Here is a 14,597-nt window from a genome sequence, read left to right as displayed (position 1 = left end):
GCCTGCACCGCGTGTTTTTGCGTATCGCCGGCACCGCCCGACAGGCCGCGCCGGCCATCTTGAACAAGCTCTTAAGAGCCTGTTCCAAGTCTCGCGGGCAAAAGCGAGACCAGGCGAAAACTAACGAAGAAGCGGAATACGCTCGTGGCACATCAGCGTTTCGAAGCGGTACTCACCGTGAGACGTCTCGCCAAGCGCAGCAGATCGTAAACAGACTCTTAGCCAGCGGCCTTGTCGGACATCTGCTCCAAACAGCCCAAGGCCCGCGCCGCCAGCGGGACCAGCCCGCTTGCCGCGCCGGCGCTCCGCCAATGCGTCAGCAGGCCTGCGCGCATCGCCGGCGTCCAGAAACGCCGCAGATGCTGGGCGACCTCGGCCGCCGCGTCCTCCCCCTGCGCGTCCTCGAAGAAGCGCGCGATCTCGTTGACCATCTTCACCAGCGGCTCCGGCCTCATTCCGTCTGGCTCCCCGTCCGCCGCCCGGCGGCCAGCAGTCTTTGCTGCTCGTCGCCAAAGCCGTGGAAACGGCGCTGCCACTCCGATGGCCGCGCGGTCTTCCTCACCTCCACCGCGGTGACCTTGTACTCCGGACAGTTGGTGGCCCAATCCGAGTTGTCGGTGGTCACCACATTGGCGCCGGACTCCGGGTGGTGGAAGGTGGTGTACACCACGCCCGGCGCCACCCGTTCGGTCACCTTGGCGCGCAGGGCGGTGTCGCCGGCGCGGCTGTGCACCGCCACCCAGTCGCCGTCGACGACGCCCCTCGTCTCGGCGTCGACCGGATGGATTTCCAGCCTGTCCTCGGCGTGCCAAAGCCGGTTTTCGGTGCGCCGGGTCTGCGCGCCGACATTGTACTGACTGAGAATCCGCCCGGTGGTCAGCAACAGCGGGAAGCGCTTGCCCGCCCGCTCCGAAGTCGCCACGTAGCGGGTGACGACGAAGCGCCCCAGGCCGCGGGAGAAACGGTCGACGTGCATCACCGGCGTGCCCTCGGGCGCCGCCTCGTTGCACGGCCATTGCAGGCTGCCCAGCCGGTCCAGCTTGGCGTAGCTGACCCCGGCGAAGCTGGGCGTCAGCCGCGCGATCTCGTCCATGATTTCCGAAGGGTGCGCATAAGCCATCGGATAGCCCAGCGCCGCCGCCAGCGCCGCGGTCACCTCCCAGTCCGCCATGCCGGCCAGCGGGCGCATCGCCCGGCGCACCCGCGAGATGCGCCGCTCGGCATTGGTGAAGGTGCCGTCCTTTTCCAGGAAGGAGCTGCCGGGCAGAAACACATGGGCGTATTTGGCGGTTTCGTTCAAAAACAGGTCCTGCACCACCACGCACTCCATCGCCGTCAGCGCGGCGGCCACGTGCTGGGTGTTGGGGTCGCTCTGCGCGATGTCCTCGCCCTGGCAGTACAGGCCCTTGAAACCGCCGTCCAGCGCCGCGTCCAGCATATTGGGAATCCGCAGCCCCGGCTCCGGCTGCAAGTCCACGCCCCAGTCCGCCTCGAAGCGCGCGCGCACCGCGTCGTCGGACACATGGCGGTAGCCGGGCAGTTCATGCGGGAAAGAGCCCATGTCACAGGAGCCCTGCACATTGTTCTGGCCGCGCAGCGGGTTGACGCCGACGCCGGCGCGGCCAAGATTGCCGGTGGCCATGGCCAGATTGGCGATGGCCATCACCGCGGTGCTGCCCTGGCTGTGTTCGGTGACGCCCAGGCCGTAGTAGATGGCGGCGTTGCCGCCGCCCGCGTACAGCCGCGCCGCCTCGCGGATCAGCGCCGCCGGCACCCCGCTGGCCTCGGCGACGCGCTCCGGCGCATTGTCCGCTTCTGCCGCGAAGTCGCGCCAGAGCCGGAAGGCCTCGGTCTCGCAGCGCTGGGCGATGAAGTCTTGATCCAGCAGGTTTTCGCTCACCAGCACATGGGCCAGCGCGTTGAGCACGGCCACATTGCTGCCGGGCCGCAAGGCCAGATGCAGCGCCGGCGCCGCGTGCGGCGAATCGGCCAGATCGATGCGGCGCGGGTCGATGACGATCAGCCGCGCGCCCTCGCGCAGCCGTCGCCGCAGCAGCGAGCCGAACACCGGGTGGGCGTCGCTGGGATTGGCGCCTATCACCAGGATCACGTCGGCGCTCAGCACCGAATCGAAATCCTGGGTGCCGGCGGATTCGCCCAGAGTCTGCTTGAGGCCGTAGCCGGTGGGCGAGTGGCAGACGCGGGCGCAGGTGTCGATATTGTTGTTGCCGAAGGCGGCGCGCACCAGCTTCTGCACCAGATAGGTTTCCTCATTGGTGCAGCGGCTGGAGCTGATGCCGCCGACGGCGTCGCGGCCGTAGCGCGTCTGCAGGCGGCGGAACTCGCCGGCCACATGCTCCAGCGCCTGTTCCCAGCTCACCTCCCGCCAGGGCTCGTGGATGCCGGCGCGCAGCATGGGTTTGACGATGCGGTCCGGATGGGTGGCGTAGCCCCAGGCGAAGCGGCCCTTGACGCAGGAATGGCCGTGATTGGCGCGGCCGTCCCGGTCCGGCGTCATCCTCACCACGCGCTCGCCCTTGAGTTCGGCGCGGAAACCGCAGCCCACGCCGCAATAAGCGCAGGTGGTCGCCACGCTGCGCTCCGGCTGCCCCTGCGCGACCACGCTTTTCTCCACCAGCGTGGCGGTGGGACAGGCTTGCACGCAGGCGCCGCAGGACACGCATTCCGAGCCGAGGAAGTCCGCGCCGCCGGCGGCGCGGACGCGGGAATCGAAACCGCGGCCGACGATGCTCAGCGCGAAAGTCCCCTGGGTTTCCTCGCAAGCGCGCACGCAGCGGTTGCAGACAATGCACTTGGCCGGGTCGTAATCGAAATAAGGATTGGACTCATCCTTGGCATCGGCCAGATGATTGGCCCCGGCCAGACCGTAGCGCACTTCGCGCAGTCCCACCTGGCCGGCCACGGTCTGCAGTTCGCAATTGCCGTTGGCGGCGCAGCCCAGGCAATCCAGCGGGTGGTCGGACACATAGAGTTCCATCACGCCGCGCCGCAGCCTGGCCAAGGCCTCGCTCTGCGTGCGCACCGCCATGCCCGCGCTCACCGGCGTGGTGCAGGCGGCCGGATAGCCGCGCTGGCCGTCTATTTCCACCAGGCACATGCGACAGGAGCCGAACGGCTCCAGGCTGTCGGTGGCGCATAGCCTGGGCAGGCGCGCGCCCTGCAGCGCGGCGGCGCGTAGCACCGAGGTGCCGGCCGGCACGGTGATCTCGACGCCGTCTATGCTCAGGCTCACCGGCGCGCCCTCGCGCGCCGGCGTGCCCAGGTCCGCCGTCGGGACCGACTTGGGGTCAAACTGGCAGTTCATGGCGCGTCCTCCTCGACGATGGCCGGGTCCAGGCCGAAATCCGCGGGGAAACCCCGCGCCGCGCTCAGCACCGGCAAGGGCGTCAAACCGCCCAGCGCGCACAGCGAACCGTGCCGCATGGTCTCGCACAAATCCCGCAATAGGGTCCAATGCCGGCGCCGCTCCGCGGCGTCGCCGGCCGCCAGCAGCCGGTCCATCACCTCCACGCCGCGGGTGGAGCCGATGCGACAGGGCGTGCACTTGCCGCAAGACTCCTCGGCGCAAAACCGCATGGCGAAACGCGCCATCCGCGCCATGTCGACGCTGTCGTCGCACACCACCACGCCGCCGTGGCCGAGCATGGCGCCGACGGCGGCGAAAGCCTCGTAGTCCAGCGCGGTGTCGAACTGCGCCGGGCTCAGCCAGGCGCCCAGCGGCCCGCCCACCTGCGCCGCCTTGACCGGCCGGCTGCTGGCGCAGCCGCCGCCGTAGTCCTCGATCAACTCGCGCAGGCTCAGGCCGAAGCCGCGCTCCACCAGGCCGCCGCGCCGCACATTGCCGGCCAGCTGGAACGCCATGGTGCCGCGCGAGCGGCCCACCCCGAAATCGCGGTAATACGGCGCGCCGCGGGCCAGGATGGTGGGCACCGAGGCCAGGGTCAACACGTTGTGCACCAGGGTGGGACGGCCGAACAGGCCGCTGAGCGCGGGCAGCGGCGGCTTGGCCCGGACTTCGCCGCGCCGGCCCTCCAGCGATTCCAGCATGGCCGTTTCTTCGCCGCAGATATACGCGCCCGCGCCCAGGCGCAGCTCCAGTTCCAGCTCGCGGCCGCTGCCTTGCAGATCGGGCCCCAAATAGCCGCGCCGGCGGGCGATCTCCAACGCCCGCCGCAGCGTCTCCGCCGCAGCGGCGTATTCGGAGCGGACATAGAGGTAGCCGCGGGTCGCCCCCACCGCCAGCGCCGCGATAGTCATGCCCTCGATCAACAAAAAGGGATCGCCCTCCATCAGCATGCGGTCGGCGAAACTGCCGGAATCGCCCTCGTCGGCGTTGCACACCACGTATTTGCCGTCCGCCGCCGCCTCGCGCACCGTGCGCCATTTGATACCGGCGGGAAAGGCCGCGCCGCCACGGCCGCGCAGGCCGGATTCCAGCACGCAGTCCAGCGTGCCCTCGCCGCCCAGTTCCAGCGCGTGGGCCAGGCCGCGATAGCCGCCGTGGTCCAGATAATCGTCCAGCGACAAGGGACGGGTCAGCCCGGCGCGCGCGAACAACAGCCGCTGCTGGCCGGCCAGATAGGGCAGGCGCTCCAGCAAACCCAGCGCCAGCGGATGCTGGCCGTCCGCCTCCAGCACGGCGCTCAGCACGCTGTCCGCCTGCGCCGCCGTCAAGGGCCCGAAGCCGACGCGGCCTTGCGGCGTGTCCATTTCCAGCAAGGGCTCCAACCAGTACAGGCCGCGCGAACTATTGCGCCGGATGTCCACTTCCAGGCCGCGCCGCGCCGCCGCCTCGGCCAGCGCCCGCGCGGCCCGGTCCGCGCCCAACGCCCGCGCCGCGGAATCACAGGGTAGATGGAAGGTCAGCATGCGCCTCCCTCCTCCAGACAGCCGGCCAGCAAGGCGTCCAACGCGGCGGCGTCGATCCGCGCGTGCAATTCGCCGTCCAGCAGCAAGGCCGGCGCGCAGGCGCAGGCGCCCAGACAGTACACCGGCCGCAGTTCCAGGCCACCGTCGGCGCTGCGGCCGGCGTCGTCCAGGCCGGTGCGCGCCCGCAGCCTTTGCGCCAGCGCCTCCGAACCCATGCTCTGACAGGCCTCCGCCCGGCATAGCCGCAGCTCATGGCGCGCCGGCGGCTCATCGCGGAAATCGTGGTAGAAGCTGAGCACGCCGCGCACTTCGGCGCGGCTCAGGCGGAAGGCGCGGGCGATGTCCGGCGTCGCGGCGTCCGGCACATGGCCCAACTCGTCCTGCACGGCGTGCAGCAAGGGCAGCAAACCGCCCGGCTGCGTTTGATGATCCGATACCAGCGCGGCGATGCGCGCCTGTTGTTCCGCGGTCAAGGACATGGCGATTCCCAGTGAGTGCAAGCAGGCCCCCGCTTCGCTTACCTGATCTGCTCGGCCAAACGCAGCAGCCAAGCCGAATTATAGGTTTGCCGCGCATCGGGGCCGACCTCGTCCCATACTTTGAGGCTGTAAAGCTTTTGCCGGCTGGCCCAGCTCAGCTCGGACACCGGCTTGCCGGAGGGCGTGCTCCTGAGCTGAAAACGGGCCGGATGGCCCCGCACGCTCATATTCATGTCTTCCCGCAGCGCCAGCACGCCGCCACCGTCGGCGACGAAATCCCATTCGCTCAACACCAGCAACACGCCGTCGGGCCGGGTGAACACCCAGTCGAAGCTGCTCCAGGGCCCGCGCCGGTTCGGCCCCTGCGGCACGATGCCTTCGAGGCGGTAAGCGCTCAACTCGCTGGCGCTGATGTCGCTGAGCCGGGATTTAGCATGCGCCCGAACCGCCTCGGGGTTCAAGTGGCGGTTCCGGCAGGCGCCGGAGAGCAGCGCGGCTTCGTCCTCCAGCGGAGAGACGTCGCTCGTCAAGGACGTTGACGGCAGCCCGGGACCCAGGCTCGCCCTGGGCGCCACCATGCGCTGCCCCGGCGCGATGCCGCCGGGCAGCGGGCTGGTCGCGGACACATCCCAAGCCTGCGCGTCCAGGACCAGGCCGCCCATGCCCAGCCAACAGAGCAGGCTAGCGCAACTGCCCATGCGGATCGATGACGAATTTCTTCGGCGCGCCGCCGTCGAACTCGGCGTAGCCCCTGGGCGCGTTGTCCAGGCTGATGATCTCCACGCCCACCACTTCGGCGATGGGAATGCGGTCCCACAGAATCGCCTGCATCAGCGCGCGGTTGTACTTCATCACCGGAGTCTGGCCGGTGAAGAAGCTGTGCGACTTGGCCCAGCCCAGGCCAAAGCGCACCGACAGGCTGCCCTGCTTGGCCGCCGCGTCCACCGCGCCGGGGTCGTCGGTCACGTAGAGCCCGGGAATGCCGATGCGCCCGGCCTCGCGCGTCACTTCCATCAAGGCGTTGAGCACGGTGGCCGGCGCCTCCTGCCGCGAGGCGGCGTGGCCGTGGCCGCGCGCCTCGAAACCGACGGCGTCGATCGCGCAATCCACCTCCGGCACGCCCAGGATGGCGGCGATCTGCTCGCCCAGCGTCGCGTCCAGCGACAGATCCGCGGTTTCAAAGCCGACGGCGCGGGCATGGGCCAGCCGCGCCGGATTGACGTCGCCGACGATGACCACCGCCGCGCCCAGCAGGCGCGCGGAAGCCGCCGCCGCCAAACCCACCGGGCCCGCGCCGGCCACGTAGACCGTGCTGCCCGGCCCCACGCCGGCCGACACCGCGCCGTGATAGCCGGTGGGCAGGATGTCGGACAAGCAGGTCAGGTCTCGGATCTTGGCCAGCGCCTGATCCCGGTCCGGAAATTTCAGCAGGTTGAAGTCGGCGTAAGGCACCATCACGTATTCCGCCTGGCCGCCCACCCAGCCGCCCATGTCGACATAGCCGTAAGCGCCGCCGGCCCGCGCCGGGTTCACCGACAGGCACACGCCGGTATCCTGCTCCTTGCAGCAGCGGCAGCGTCCGCACGCCACATTGAACGGCACCGACACCAGATCGCCGATGCGCAGCGTTTCCACATCGCCGCCCGTCTCTATCACCTCGCCGGTGATTTCATGCCCCAGCACCAGACCGGCCGGGGCCGTGGTGCGGCCGCGCACCATATGCTGGTCCGAGCCGCAGATATTGGTGCTCAGCACCTTGAGAATGACGCCGTGGCCGAGCTTGCGCCCGGCCGGGGACGCCAGTTCCGGAAAGGGTATGGAACGCACTTCCACCTGGCCCGGCGCCAGGTACACCACTCCGCGATTGCCTGTCATCATCGTCTCCTCGCTGCCGCGCCGGCGGATACCGGCGACATCAGCTCCCGATGCTAGGAAAGAAAGCGACGCCGGCCTTGAGTCAAAGCGACCCCTTTGCGATCAAACGCGCCACGATCGTAAACAGGTTCTCAGCGCGCCAGCGCCTGACCGACGACGCTCAGCCCAGGCCGGCCGTCGAAGGTGTCCACTCCCGCCAGCCAGCTCGTCAGCACCGCCGGGTTCTTTTTCAAATACTCCCGCGCCGCCACCTCCGGCCTGATCTTGTCCATGATCGGCCCCATCACCCGGTTTTCCATATCGGTGCTGAAGCGCAGATTGCGCAGCAAGCGGCCGACATTGGCGCAACGCGCTTCGTAATCCGGCGGCAGCGCGGTGAAGACCCTGGCCGCGCCGAAGTTGGGGCCGAACACCGCGTCGCCGCCGGACAGATAGCGCAGCTTGTGCCTGACGTTCATCGGGTGCGGCTCCCAGGCCAGGAACACCATCCATTTCTTCCGCCGCTCGGCGCGTTCCAGTTCGGCCAGCATGCCGGCCTCGCTGGACTCCACCAGCTTGAAGCCGCCCAAGCCGTACTGTTGCTTGCGGATCATGTCCTCGATCAGGCGGTTGCCGTCGTTGCCGGCTTCGATGCCGTAGATCTTGCCGTCCAGCTGCGCCTTGAAACGGGCGATGTCCTTGAAATCCCGCAGGCCGGCGGCGGCCACGTAGTCCGGCACCGCCAGCGTGTACTTGGCCCCGCTCAGATTGGGCTCGGTCAGCACCTTGATCTGGCCCGCTTTCAGATAGGGTTCGATCAACGGCGTCATCGACGGGCTCCAATACCCGAGGAACACGTCGATCTGCCGGCTCTTGAGCCCGGAGAAGGCGATGGGCACCGAGGCCATGGTCACGCTGGGGCGGTAGCCCAGCGCCTCCAACACCACGCTGGCCATGCCGGTGGTGGCCGCGATGTCGGTCCAGCCGACATCGGCGAAACGCACATTGCGGCAGGCGGCCGGCTCCCGTGCCGCCGCGCTGCCGGCGATGGCCAGCAGCAGCGCCGCGGACATTGCTTTGAATCGATTCATCCCTTCCTCCCGGGCAGCGATGATGGCGAAAGTCCGCCCGGCGGCCGCTGCCGCGCCGCCAATTAGGTTTCCAGCACCCGTTCAAGGTCTCGCGAGCCGGAACGAGACAAGGCGCGGCCGGCCTTGAACAGGCGTTCAGGCGATGGCCCCGGCCGCCACCAGGTATTGCTGCCGCTCGCGGCTGGGCGGGTAGCCGAACAGCCCGCGGTAGGACTTGGAAAAATGCGAGGAGGACAGGAAGCCGCAGGCCACGGTGACTTCCATCACACTCATATTGGTTTGCAGCAGCAGTTCACGCGCCCGGCGCAGGCGCAGGTCCAGATAGTATTGCGCCGGCGTGGTGCTCAGATAACGCTTGAACAAGCGCTCCAGATGGCGCAGCGACACGCCCAGCTCCGCCGCCAGATGTTCCAGCGAGCGCGGGTTCTCGATATTGCTCTCCATCGATAAGGCGGCGTCCAGCAAGGCCTCGTGCCCGGTGCCGATGCGCGCCAGCAGCGGGATGTGCTGGCGGTCGCCGTCGTCGCGCAGCCGGTCCACGATGAATTGAACCGAGACGTCGGCCGCCAGGCTCTTGCCGCCCTTGTGGCGGATCAGATGGCACATGAAATCCAGCGGCGCGGTGCCGCCGCTACAGGTGAAGCGGTCCCGGTCCAGCACAAACAGGTCCGAGGTGAACCGGGTCCGGGGGAATTCCTCGCTGATGGACAGCAGGTTTTCCCAATGGATGGCGCAGCGGTAGCCGTTCAGCACCCCGGCCCGGGCCAGCGCGAAGGTGCCGGTGCAGATCGATCCCAGCGGCACGCCCTGGGCGGCGAAGCGGCGGATCAGCGCCTGCACCTTGTCGGTGGCCGCCTCGCGCACCTGGCAGCCGCCGCAGACGATGAGCATGTCGTACTGTTGCGGAGGGCCCGGCGCGGAGATCGGCGACAAGCTCAGGCCGTTGCTGGCGCTGACCGGCTCGCCGTCCGCCGACAGCAGGCTCCAGCGGTACAGCTTCTTGCGCGACAGGTAGTTGGCCATGCGCAACGGCTCCACCGCGTTGGAGAACGCGATCATTGAAAACCGGTCCAGCAGCAAAAAGGCGATATGCGACAACGAGGCGATCTGTTGCGGTCCCATCACGACCTCCAATGTGTGCGTTGCAAGAATTGTTGTTCTGCTCCGAAGCGGTTCGCAGCCGGCCTTGAAAACCGTTGCGCAGGTATTGTTTCGTCCCTGGTTTCCTCCTGTTTCATCCTCAGCCGTCGGCCGCGGCGCCCGCTTCCGGCGCGCGTCCGAAGCTTTCGGTGATCCGGTCCAGGATGATGGCCAGCAGCACCACCGCCAGCCCGCTCTCGAAACCGAGGCCGACGTCCAGCCGCTGTATGCTGGCCAGGACATCGTTGCCCAGACCGCCGGCCCCCACCATGGAGGCGATGATCACCATGGACAGCGCCATCATGATGGTCTGATTGACCCCGGCCATGATGGACGGCAGCGCGATGGGCAGCTGCACCTTGAACAGCAATTGCCAAGAGGTGCAGCCGAAGGCGTTGCCCGCCTCCACCTGCTCCCGGTTCACCTGGCGGATGCCCAGATTGGTCAAGCGCACCGCCGGCGGCACCGCGAACACCACCGTGGCCAGGATGCCCGGCACCCGCCCCAGTCCGAAGAACATTGCCGCGGGAATCAGATAAACGAAAGCCGGCATGGTCTGCATGAAGTCCAGCGCCGGCCGGACCAGGGCGTTGACCCAGCTCCAGCGCGCGCAGCAGATGCCCAGCGGCACCCCCAGCATCAGGCTGACGCAGGTGGCGGACAGGGTCAGCGCCAGCGTGGCGACGGTCTGGCTCCAGAAGCCGGTGGCCCAGATCAAGCCCAGCGCCGCGCAGACGAAGACGGCGAACTTCCAGCCCAGCCGCCACAGGCCGACGCCGGCGAACACGCCGGCCAGCGCCCATGGCGGCACGCCCTGCAGCAAGGCCTCCACCTGGGTGGCGAACCAGTCGATGCCGCCGCCGACGGCGTCGAAGGCGCCGGCGTTGTTTTCCAGCAGAAAGTGGATGATCTGGTTGACCCAGCTGCCTATCGGCAGCGGGGACTGGGGACTGGTGTCGGCCATGCGGCGTGCTCCTCGTCTCGCCGGACGCGCTCAGGACGGCGAGAGCCACACGCCCCCGCGCCGGCGACGCCCGTTGGGGTTCAGTGGTGGGCGGCCGCGCTAGGGCGGTGCTGGGACAGCTTGTTGAGCACGCTGCTGGGGGTGATCACGCCCAGGCAGCGGCCGTCGTCGTCGCGCACCTGCAGCGGTTCGGCCTGCCCCTGGAGCCGCAACAGCACATCGGACAGGCTACAGGACGGCTCCACGTGCGGAGCGGCCGTCGCGCGCGGCGGCGGCGCGGCTTCGATCAGATCCTTGGCCTGCAGATAGCGCGAGGTGTCCACGCTCTTGAAGAAGTTGCGCACATAGTCGTCGGCCGGGCATTCGATGATTTCGCGCGGGCTGCCCACCTGCACCAGCCGGCCGCCCTCCATGATGGCGATGCGGCTGCCGATGCGCAGCGCCTCTTCCAGATCATGGGAGACGAAGACGATGGTGCGGCGCTGCTCGCGCTGCAATTGCAGCAGCAAGTCCTGCAGCTCGGCGCGCTTGAGCGGGTCCAGCGCCGAGAAGGCCTCGTCCATCAGCATCAGCGAGGGATTGACCGCCAGCGCGCGCACCAGGCCCACCCGCTGCTGCATGCCGCCGGAGAGCTGATGCGGGTACTTGCCGGCGAAGGCGGCCAGCCCCACTTGCTCCAGCACTTCCCGCGCCCGCGCCTCGCGGGCCTTGCGCCCGAGGCCGGCCACTTCCAGGCCGAAGGCGGCGTTGTCCAGCACCGTGCGGTGCGGCATCAGCGCGAAGCTCTGGAACACCATGCTCATGTCGCGGCGGCGCAAGGCCACCAATTGCCTGGGCGACAGCCGGGTCAGGTCCTGGCCGTCCAGCAGGATCTGGCCGGCGCTGGGCTCCAGCAAGCGGTTGATCAGCCGGATCAGCGTGGATTTGCCGGAGCCGGACAGGCCCATCAGCACGAAGATTTCGCCGGCGCGCACCGAGAACGACACGTCGTTGACGCCCACCACCGCCCCGGTGCGCCGAAACACTTCGTCCTTGCTCTCGCCGGCCCGCAGCAAGGACATCACTTCCGCCGGCTTGCCGCCGAACACCTTGTGGAGGTTTCTGACCTCGACCTTGATCGTTTGCATCCCGGCTCCCTTCGGCGCGGCCGCTGACAATTCGAAGAATGTTTAATGTAAATCAAGGTTCAAGATAGGAAGGAAGGGCTGGGCCAAGTAAGGGTATTCCGACAACAAGCCGTCCAAATCCGACATCCGCGCGCAAAACCGGCCGGCATAGGCCTGGCCGCCAAATCCAGCGCCGGCTTTCGTCTCCGGCCCGGCCGGCCGGTGTCGTAAAAAAACCGCAATCCGCCGCCGGCGGCAAAAACAAAAACGCCGGCCGCGGCCGGACAGGCGTGAAGGACGGGGAGGCGACGGACGCGCGCGCGGAAGCGGTCAAAGACGGCTGCGCTTCGTGAAGCGTTGTACGGTGAGTACCCGCTCAAAACGCGCAATGCCGCTTGTACATGCCACTTTTTCGCTCGTTTCCGCCTTGCTTCAGCCTGGCTCGCAAGAATTTGGACAGGCGCTCAGCGATCCACCACCAGATCGCTCAAGGGCAGGCTGCAGCAAGGCAGGAAATAACCCTGCTCCACTTCGCGCGGCCGGATGCCGCCCTGGTGCCGCATGTCCACCCGGCCTTCCAGCAGACGGCTCTTGCAGCTGCCGCACACGCCGCGGGTGCAGGAGGCCGGCAGGCGCATGCCCTTGGCCAGCGCCGCCGCCAGCACCGTCTGCCCCGGCGCCACCGATAAATCGTCCCCCGTTTTGGCGAAGCGCACATTGAAGCCGCGGCCCTCGACGCCGGGCGGCGGCGTCCGCACCGCCTCGTCCGGCGGCGCCGCGCTGAGTTCGGCGAAATTGAAGCTTTCCTCGTGATAGCGGCTCATGTCGAAACCGCACTGGCGCAGCAGCTCGCGCACTGCGGCCATATAGGGCGCGGGGCCGCAGCAGAACACCTGGCGCGCGTGCAGATCCGGCGCCATGCGCTCGATCAGCGTCCGGTCCAGCCGGCCGATCAGGCCGGCCCAATCCGGCTCTCCCGCCCGGTTTTCGCAAATCACCGCCTGGCTGAAAGTGGGGTGGATGCTGGCCAGCAGGCTCAATTCCTTGCGAAACACGATGTCGCGCGGCGAGCGCGCGCTGTGCACGAACAGGATGTCGGCGCCTGAGGCCAGATCGGTCAGCGCCCGGGTCATCGACATCAGCGGGGTGATGCCGCTGCCGGCGGACAGAAAGAGATAGGGCGAAGCGGCGTGGCGCGCATAGCTGAACTCGCCGGCCGGCCCCAACACCCGCAGCGCCATTTCCGGGCGCAGATGCTCGTGCAGCCAAGAGGAAACGACGCCGCCGGGAATGCGCTTGACGGTGATGGACACCCGGTCCGGCCGGGTGGGCGTGGACGACAGCGTGTAGCAGCGGTTGACCGCGGCGCCGTCGATGTCCAGCTCCAGCGTGATGAACTGGCCGGGCAGATAAGGGAAGCGGCGCGGCGGCTCGGCGCGGAACACGAAGGTTTTGACATCGTGGGTTTCCTCCCGCGCCTGAACGCAGACGAGCAGGCTGTCCTCGCCGGCCCGCCACAGCGGCAGGTCGGCGGCTGACGGGAGATCATCCAATGGGCTGGCCGGCGGCGCGCTATTCATGGTCACGCCGTTCCCGCTCCAGGCCGTCGCCCAGCCGCTGCGCGTACCAGTGGGTGAATTTCTCCACCAAGGCCTCAGTGTAGGGCGAATAAGGACCGGGCCGATAGGCGGAGCCGTTGATGCCGCGCTGCGACTCCTCCACCAGCCGGCGGTCCTGCTGATTGGTGGCTTTCCATACCCGGGTGAGGTTGTCCACCTCGTAGTCCACGCCCTCCTCCGCGTCCTTGCGCACCAGCCAGGTGGTGCGCACCAGCGTGCTTTCCGCCGACAGCGGCAAGGCGGTGAAGGTGACGATGTGGTCGGCCATGAAATGGTGCCAGGAGTTGGGCTGGGTCCAGAACGACAGGCCGCCGGACGCCGGGTCGCGCAGATCGCCCAGCAGCTTGCGACAGGCCGCGCCGGTGTCCACGGTCTGGGACTGGCCCTTGCGGTCCAGCGGCATGCGCATCGCGCGGAAGCCGGACACTTCGGACAGACGCTCAATCTCCGCCGAGGGCAAACCGCCGGCCTCCCAGCGCGCGTGGTGCTCGGCGACGACGCGCTGGTACTCGGCCAGCCCGGAGGTCTGCTCGGCCCGGGGCGCGAAGCCGTAGCTGTAGGCGTACAGCGAGACGGTCAGCTCCGGATGGTTGGCGGTGCAGTGATAGCACTCGCGGTTGTTCTCCATGGTCAGCTTCCAGTTGCCCGCCTCGACGATGTCCACCTGGGCCGCCACCTTGCAATCGTCGATGCGGTGCGGCGCGATATAGGGCGCCATCCGCGCCATCATCTCGTCGATGTCCTCCGGCGGCCGCTCGGCCAGGCAGATGAACAGCAGCCCTTCCAGATTTTTCAGCGCCACCGGCTTGAGGCTGTGATGCGAGGGGTCGAAGCCGTCCGCCATGTGATCGGCGAAGATCAGCCGGCCGGACAGATCATAAGTCCATTGATGGTAGGGGCAGACCAGATTGCCCACCGAGCCCTGACGCTCGGCGCACAGCCGCGAGCCGCGGTGGCGGCAGACATTGTGAAAGGCGCGTATGGCCATGTCGTCGTCGCGCAGGATCAGGATGGGATCGCGTCCCAGCTCCACGGTCAGGTAGTCGCCCGGTTCGGGTATTTCCGCGCTGACGCCGACATAGATCCAGTGGCGGCGGAAGATGTATTCGAGATCAGCCTCGAACACCTGCGGCGAGCGGTAGAACGGCGCTTCCAGGCTGTGGCCGGGACGGCGGCGGGCCAGCAGTTCGCGCAGCGGGGCCGTCGTCGCTGCCGGGAAGGGAATGACGCTGTGGGACATGTCTCGCTCCTTTGATGGCGGGCGGCTCAAAAATCGACGAGCCGATGTTGACGCAGGTAATCCAGCACCACTTGCGCTTTCTCGACGGAATCTCCCTGTTTTACGACGCGCCCCCCGGCGGCCGCGTCGTCGCCGGCAATCGCCCCCAGCAGGCGCTCCAGGCCGCTGCTGCGCTGCGCCGCCAGCGCCCGGGCGCGCCGCGCCGGCTCCAGCC

Annotated in this window: 12 protein-coding genes and 1 pseudogene; all 13 read right to left on the bottom strand. The window is 68.2% G+C overall.

Annotated elements, in window-relative coordinates:
- Positions 1–218: 218 nt before the first annotated feature.
- On the bottom strand, positions 219–455 hold the full coding sequence (locus NK214_RS19050) for a formate dehydrogenase subunit delta (RefSeq protein ID WP_227103754.1): 237 nt from the start codon (positions 453–455) through the stop codon (positions 219–221).
- Complete coding sequence (fdhF, locus tag NK214_RS19045; RefSeq protein ID WP_253315233.1) at positions 452–3,325, bottom strand: formate dehydrogenase subunit alpha; 2,874 nt, start codon at positions 3,323–3,325, stop codon at positions 452–454. The genes NK214_RS19050 and fdhF overlap by 4 nt, the downstream gene beginning before the upstream one ends.
- Complete coding sequence (locus NK214_RS19040) at positions 3,322–4,890, bottom strand: NADH-ubiquinone oxidoreductase-F iron-sulfur binding region domain-containing protein (RefSeq protein ID WP_253315232.1); 1,569 nt, start codon at positions 4,888–4,890, stop codon at positions 3,322–3,324. The genes fdhF and NK214_RS19040 overlap by 4 nt, the downstream gene beginning before the upstream one ends.
- Complete coding sequence (locus tag NK214_RS19035) at positions 4,884–5,369, bottom strand: formate dehydrogenase subunit gamma (protein WP_227103761.1); 486 nt, start codon at positions 5,367–5,369, stop codon at positions 4,884–4,886. Before NK214_RS19035 ends, NK214_RS19040 begins: the two co-directional genes overlap by 7 nt.
- Positions 5,370–5,407: 38 nt before the next feature.
- Positions 5,408–6,067, bottom strand: a complete 660-nt coding sequence (locus NK214_RS19030; protein WP_253315231.1) for a hypothetical protein — start codon at positions 6,065–6,067, stop codon at positions 5,408–5,410.
- On the bottom strand, positions 6,051–7,244 hold the full coding sequence (fdhA, locus tag NK214_RS19025) for a formaldehyde dehydrogenase, glutathione-independent (protein WP_253315230.1): 1,194 nt from the start codon (positions 7,242–7,244) through the stop codon (positions 6,051–6,053). The genes NK214_RS19030 and fdhA overlap by 17 nt, the downstream gene beginning before the upstream one ends.
- A 131-nt stretch (positions 7,245–7,375) precedes the next feature.
- Positions 7,376–8,314, bottom strand: a complete 939-nt coding sequence (locus NK214_RS19020) for a choline ABC transporter substrate-binding protein (protein ID WP_227103767.1) — start codon at positions 8,312–8,314, stop codon at positions 7,376–7,378.
- A gap of 135 nt (positions 8,315–8,449) precedes the next feature.
- The gene (locus NK214_RS19015) at positions 8,450–9,436 is read right to left on the bottom strand and encodes a GlxA family transcriptional regulator (protein ID WP_107799490.1); all 987 of its coding nucleotides are present in this window, start codon (positions 9,434–9,436) and stop codon (positions 8,450–8,452) included.
- 118 nt (positions 9,437–9,554) lie between these two features.
- Complete coding sequence (locus NK214_RS19010; RefSeq protein WP_253315229.1) at positions 9,555–10,418, bottom strand: proline/glycine betaine ABC transporter permease; 864 nt, start codon at positions 10,416–10,418, stop codon at positions 9,555–9,557.
- Between the two features lie 80 nt (positions 10,419–10,498).
- Positions 10,499–11,545, bottom strand: a complete 1,047-nt coding sequence (locus NK214_RS19005; RefSeq protein ID WP_107799492.1) for a glycine betaine/L-proline ABC transporter ATP-binding protein — start codon at positions 11,543–11,545, stop codon at positions 10,499–10,501.
- A 443-nt stretch (positions 11,546–11,988) separates the two neighbouring features.
- Positions 11,989–13,104: an FAD-binding oxidoreductase gene (locus tag NK214_RS19000; protein ID WP_107799493.1), complete on the bottom strand. Its 1,116-nt coding sequence runs from the start codon at positions 13,102–13,104 to the stop codon at positions 11,989–11,991.
- Positions 13,097–14,383: an aromatic ring-hydroxylating dioxygenase subunit alpha gene (locus tag NK214_RS18995; protein ID WP_253315228.1), complete on the bottom strand. Its 1,287-nt coding sequence runs from the start codon at positions 14,381–14,383 to the stop codon at positions 13,097–13,099. Before NK214_RS18995 ends, NK214_RS19000 begins: the two co-directional genes overlap by 8 nt.
- 26 nt (positions 14,384–14,409) lie before the next feature.
- Positions 14,410–14,597 (bottom strand): annotated as a pseudogene (locus NK214_RS18990) (electron transfer flavoprotein subunit beta); the annotation flags it as partial.

The organism is Chromobacterium sp. S0633 (assembly GCF_024158805.1).
In the GTDB taxonomy this organism is placed as follows: Bacteria; Pseudomonadota; Gammaproteobacteria; order Burkholderiales; family Chromobacteriaceae; genus Chromobacterium.
This window is presented reverse-complemented; position numbering and strand designations above follow the sequence as displayed.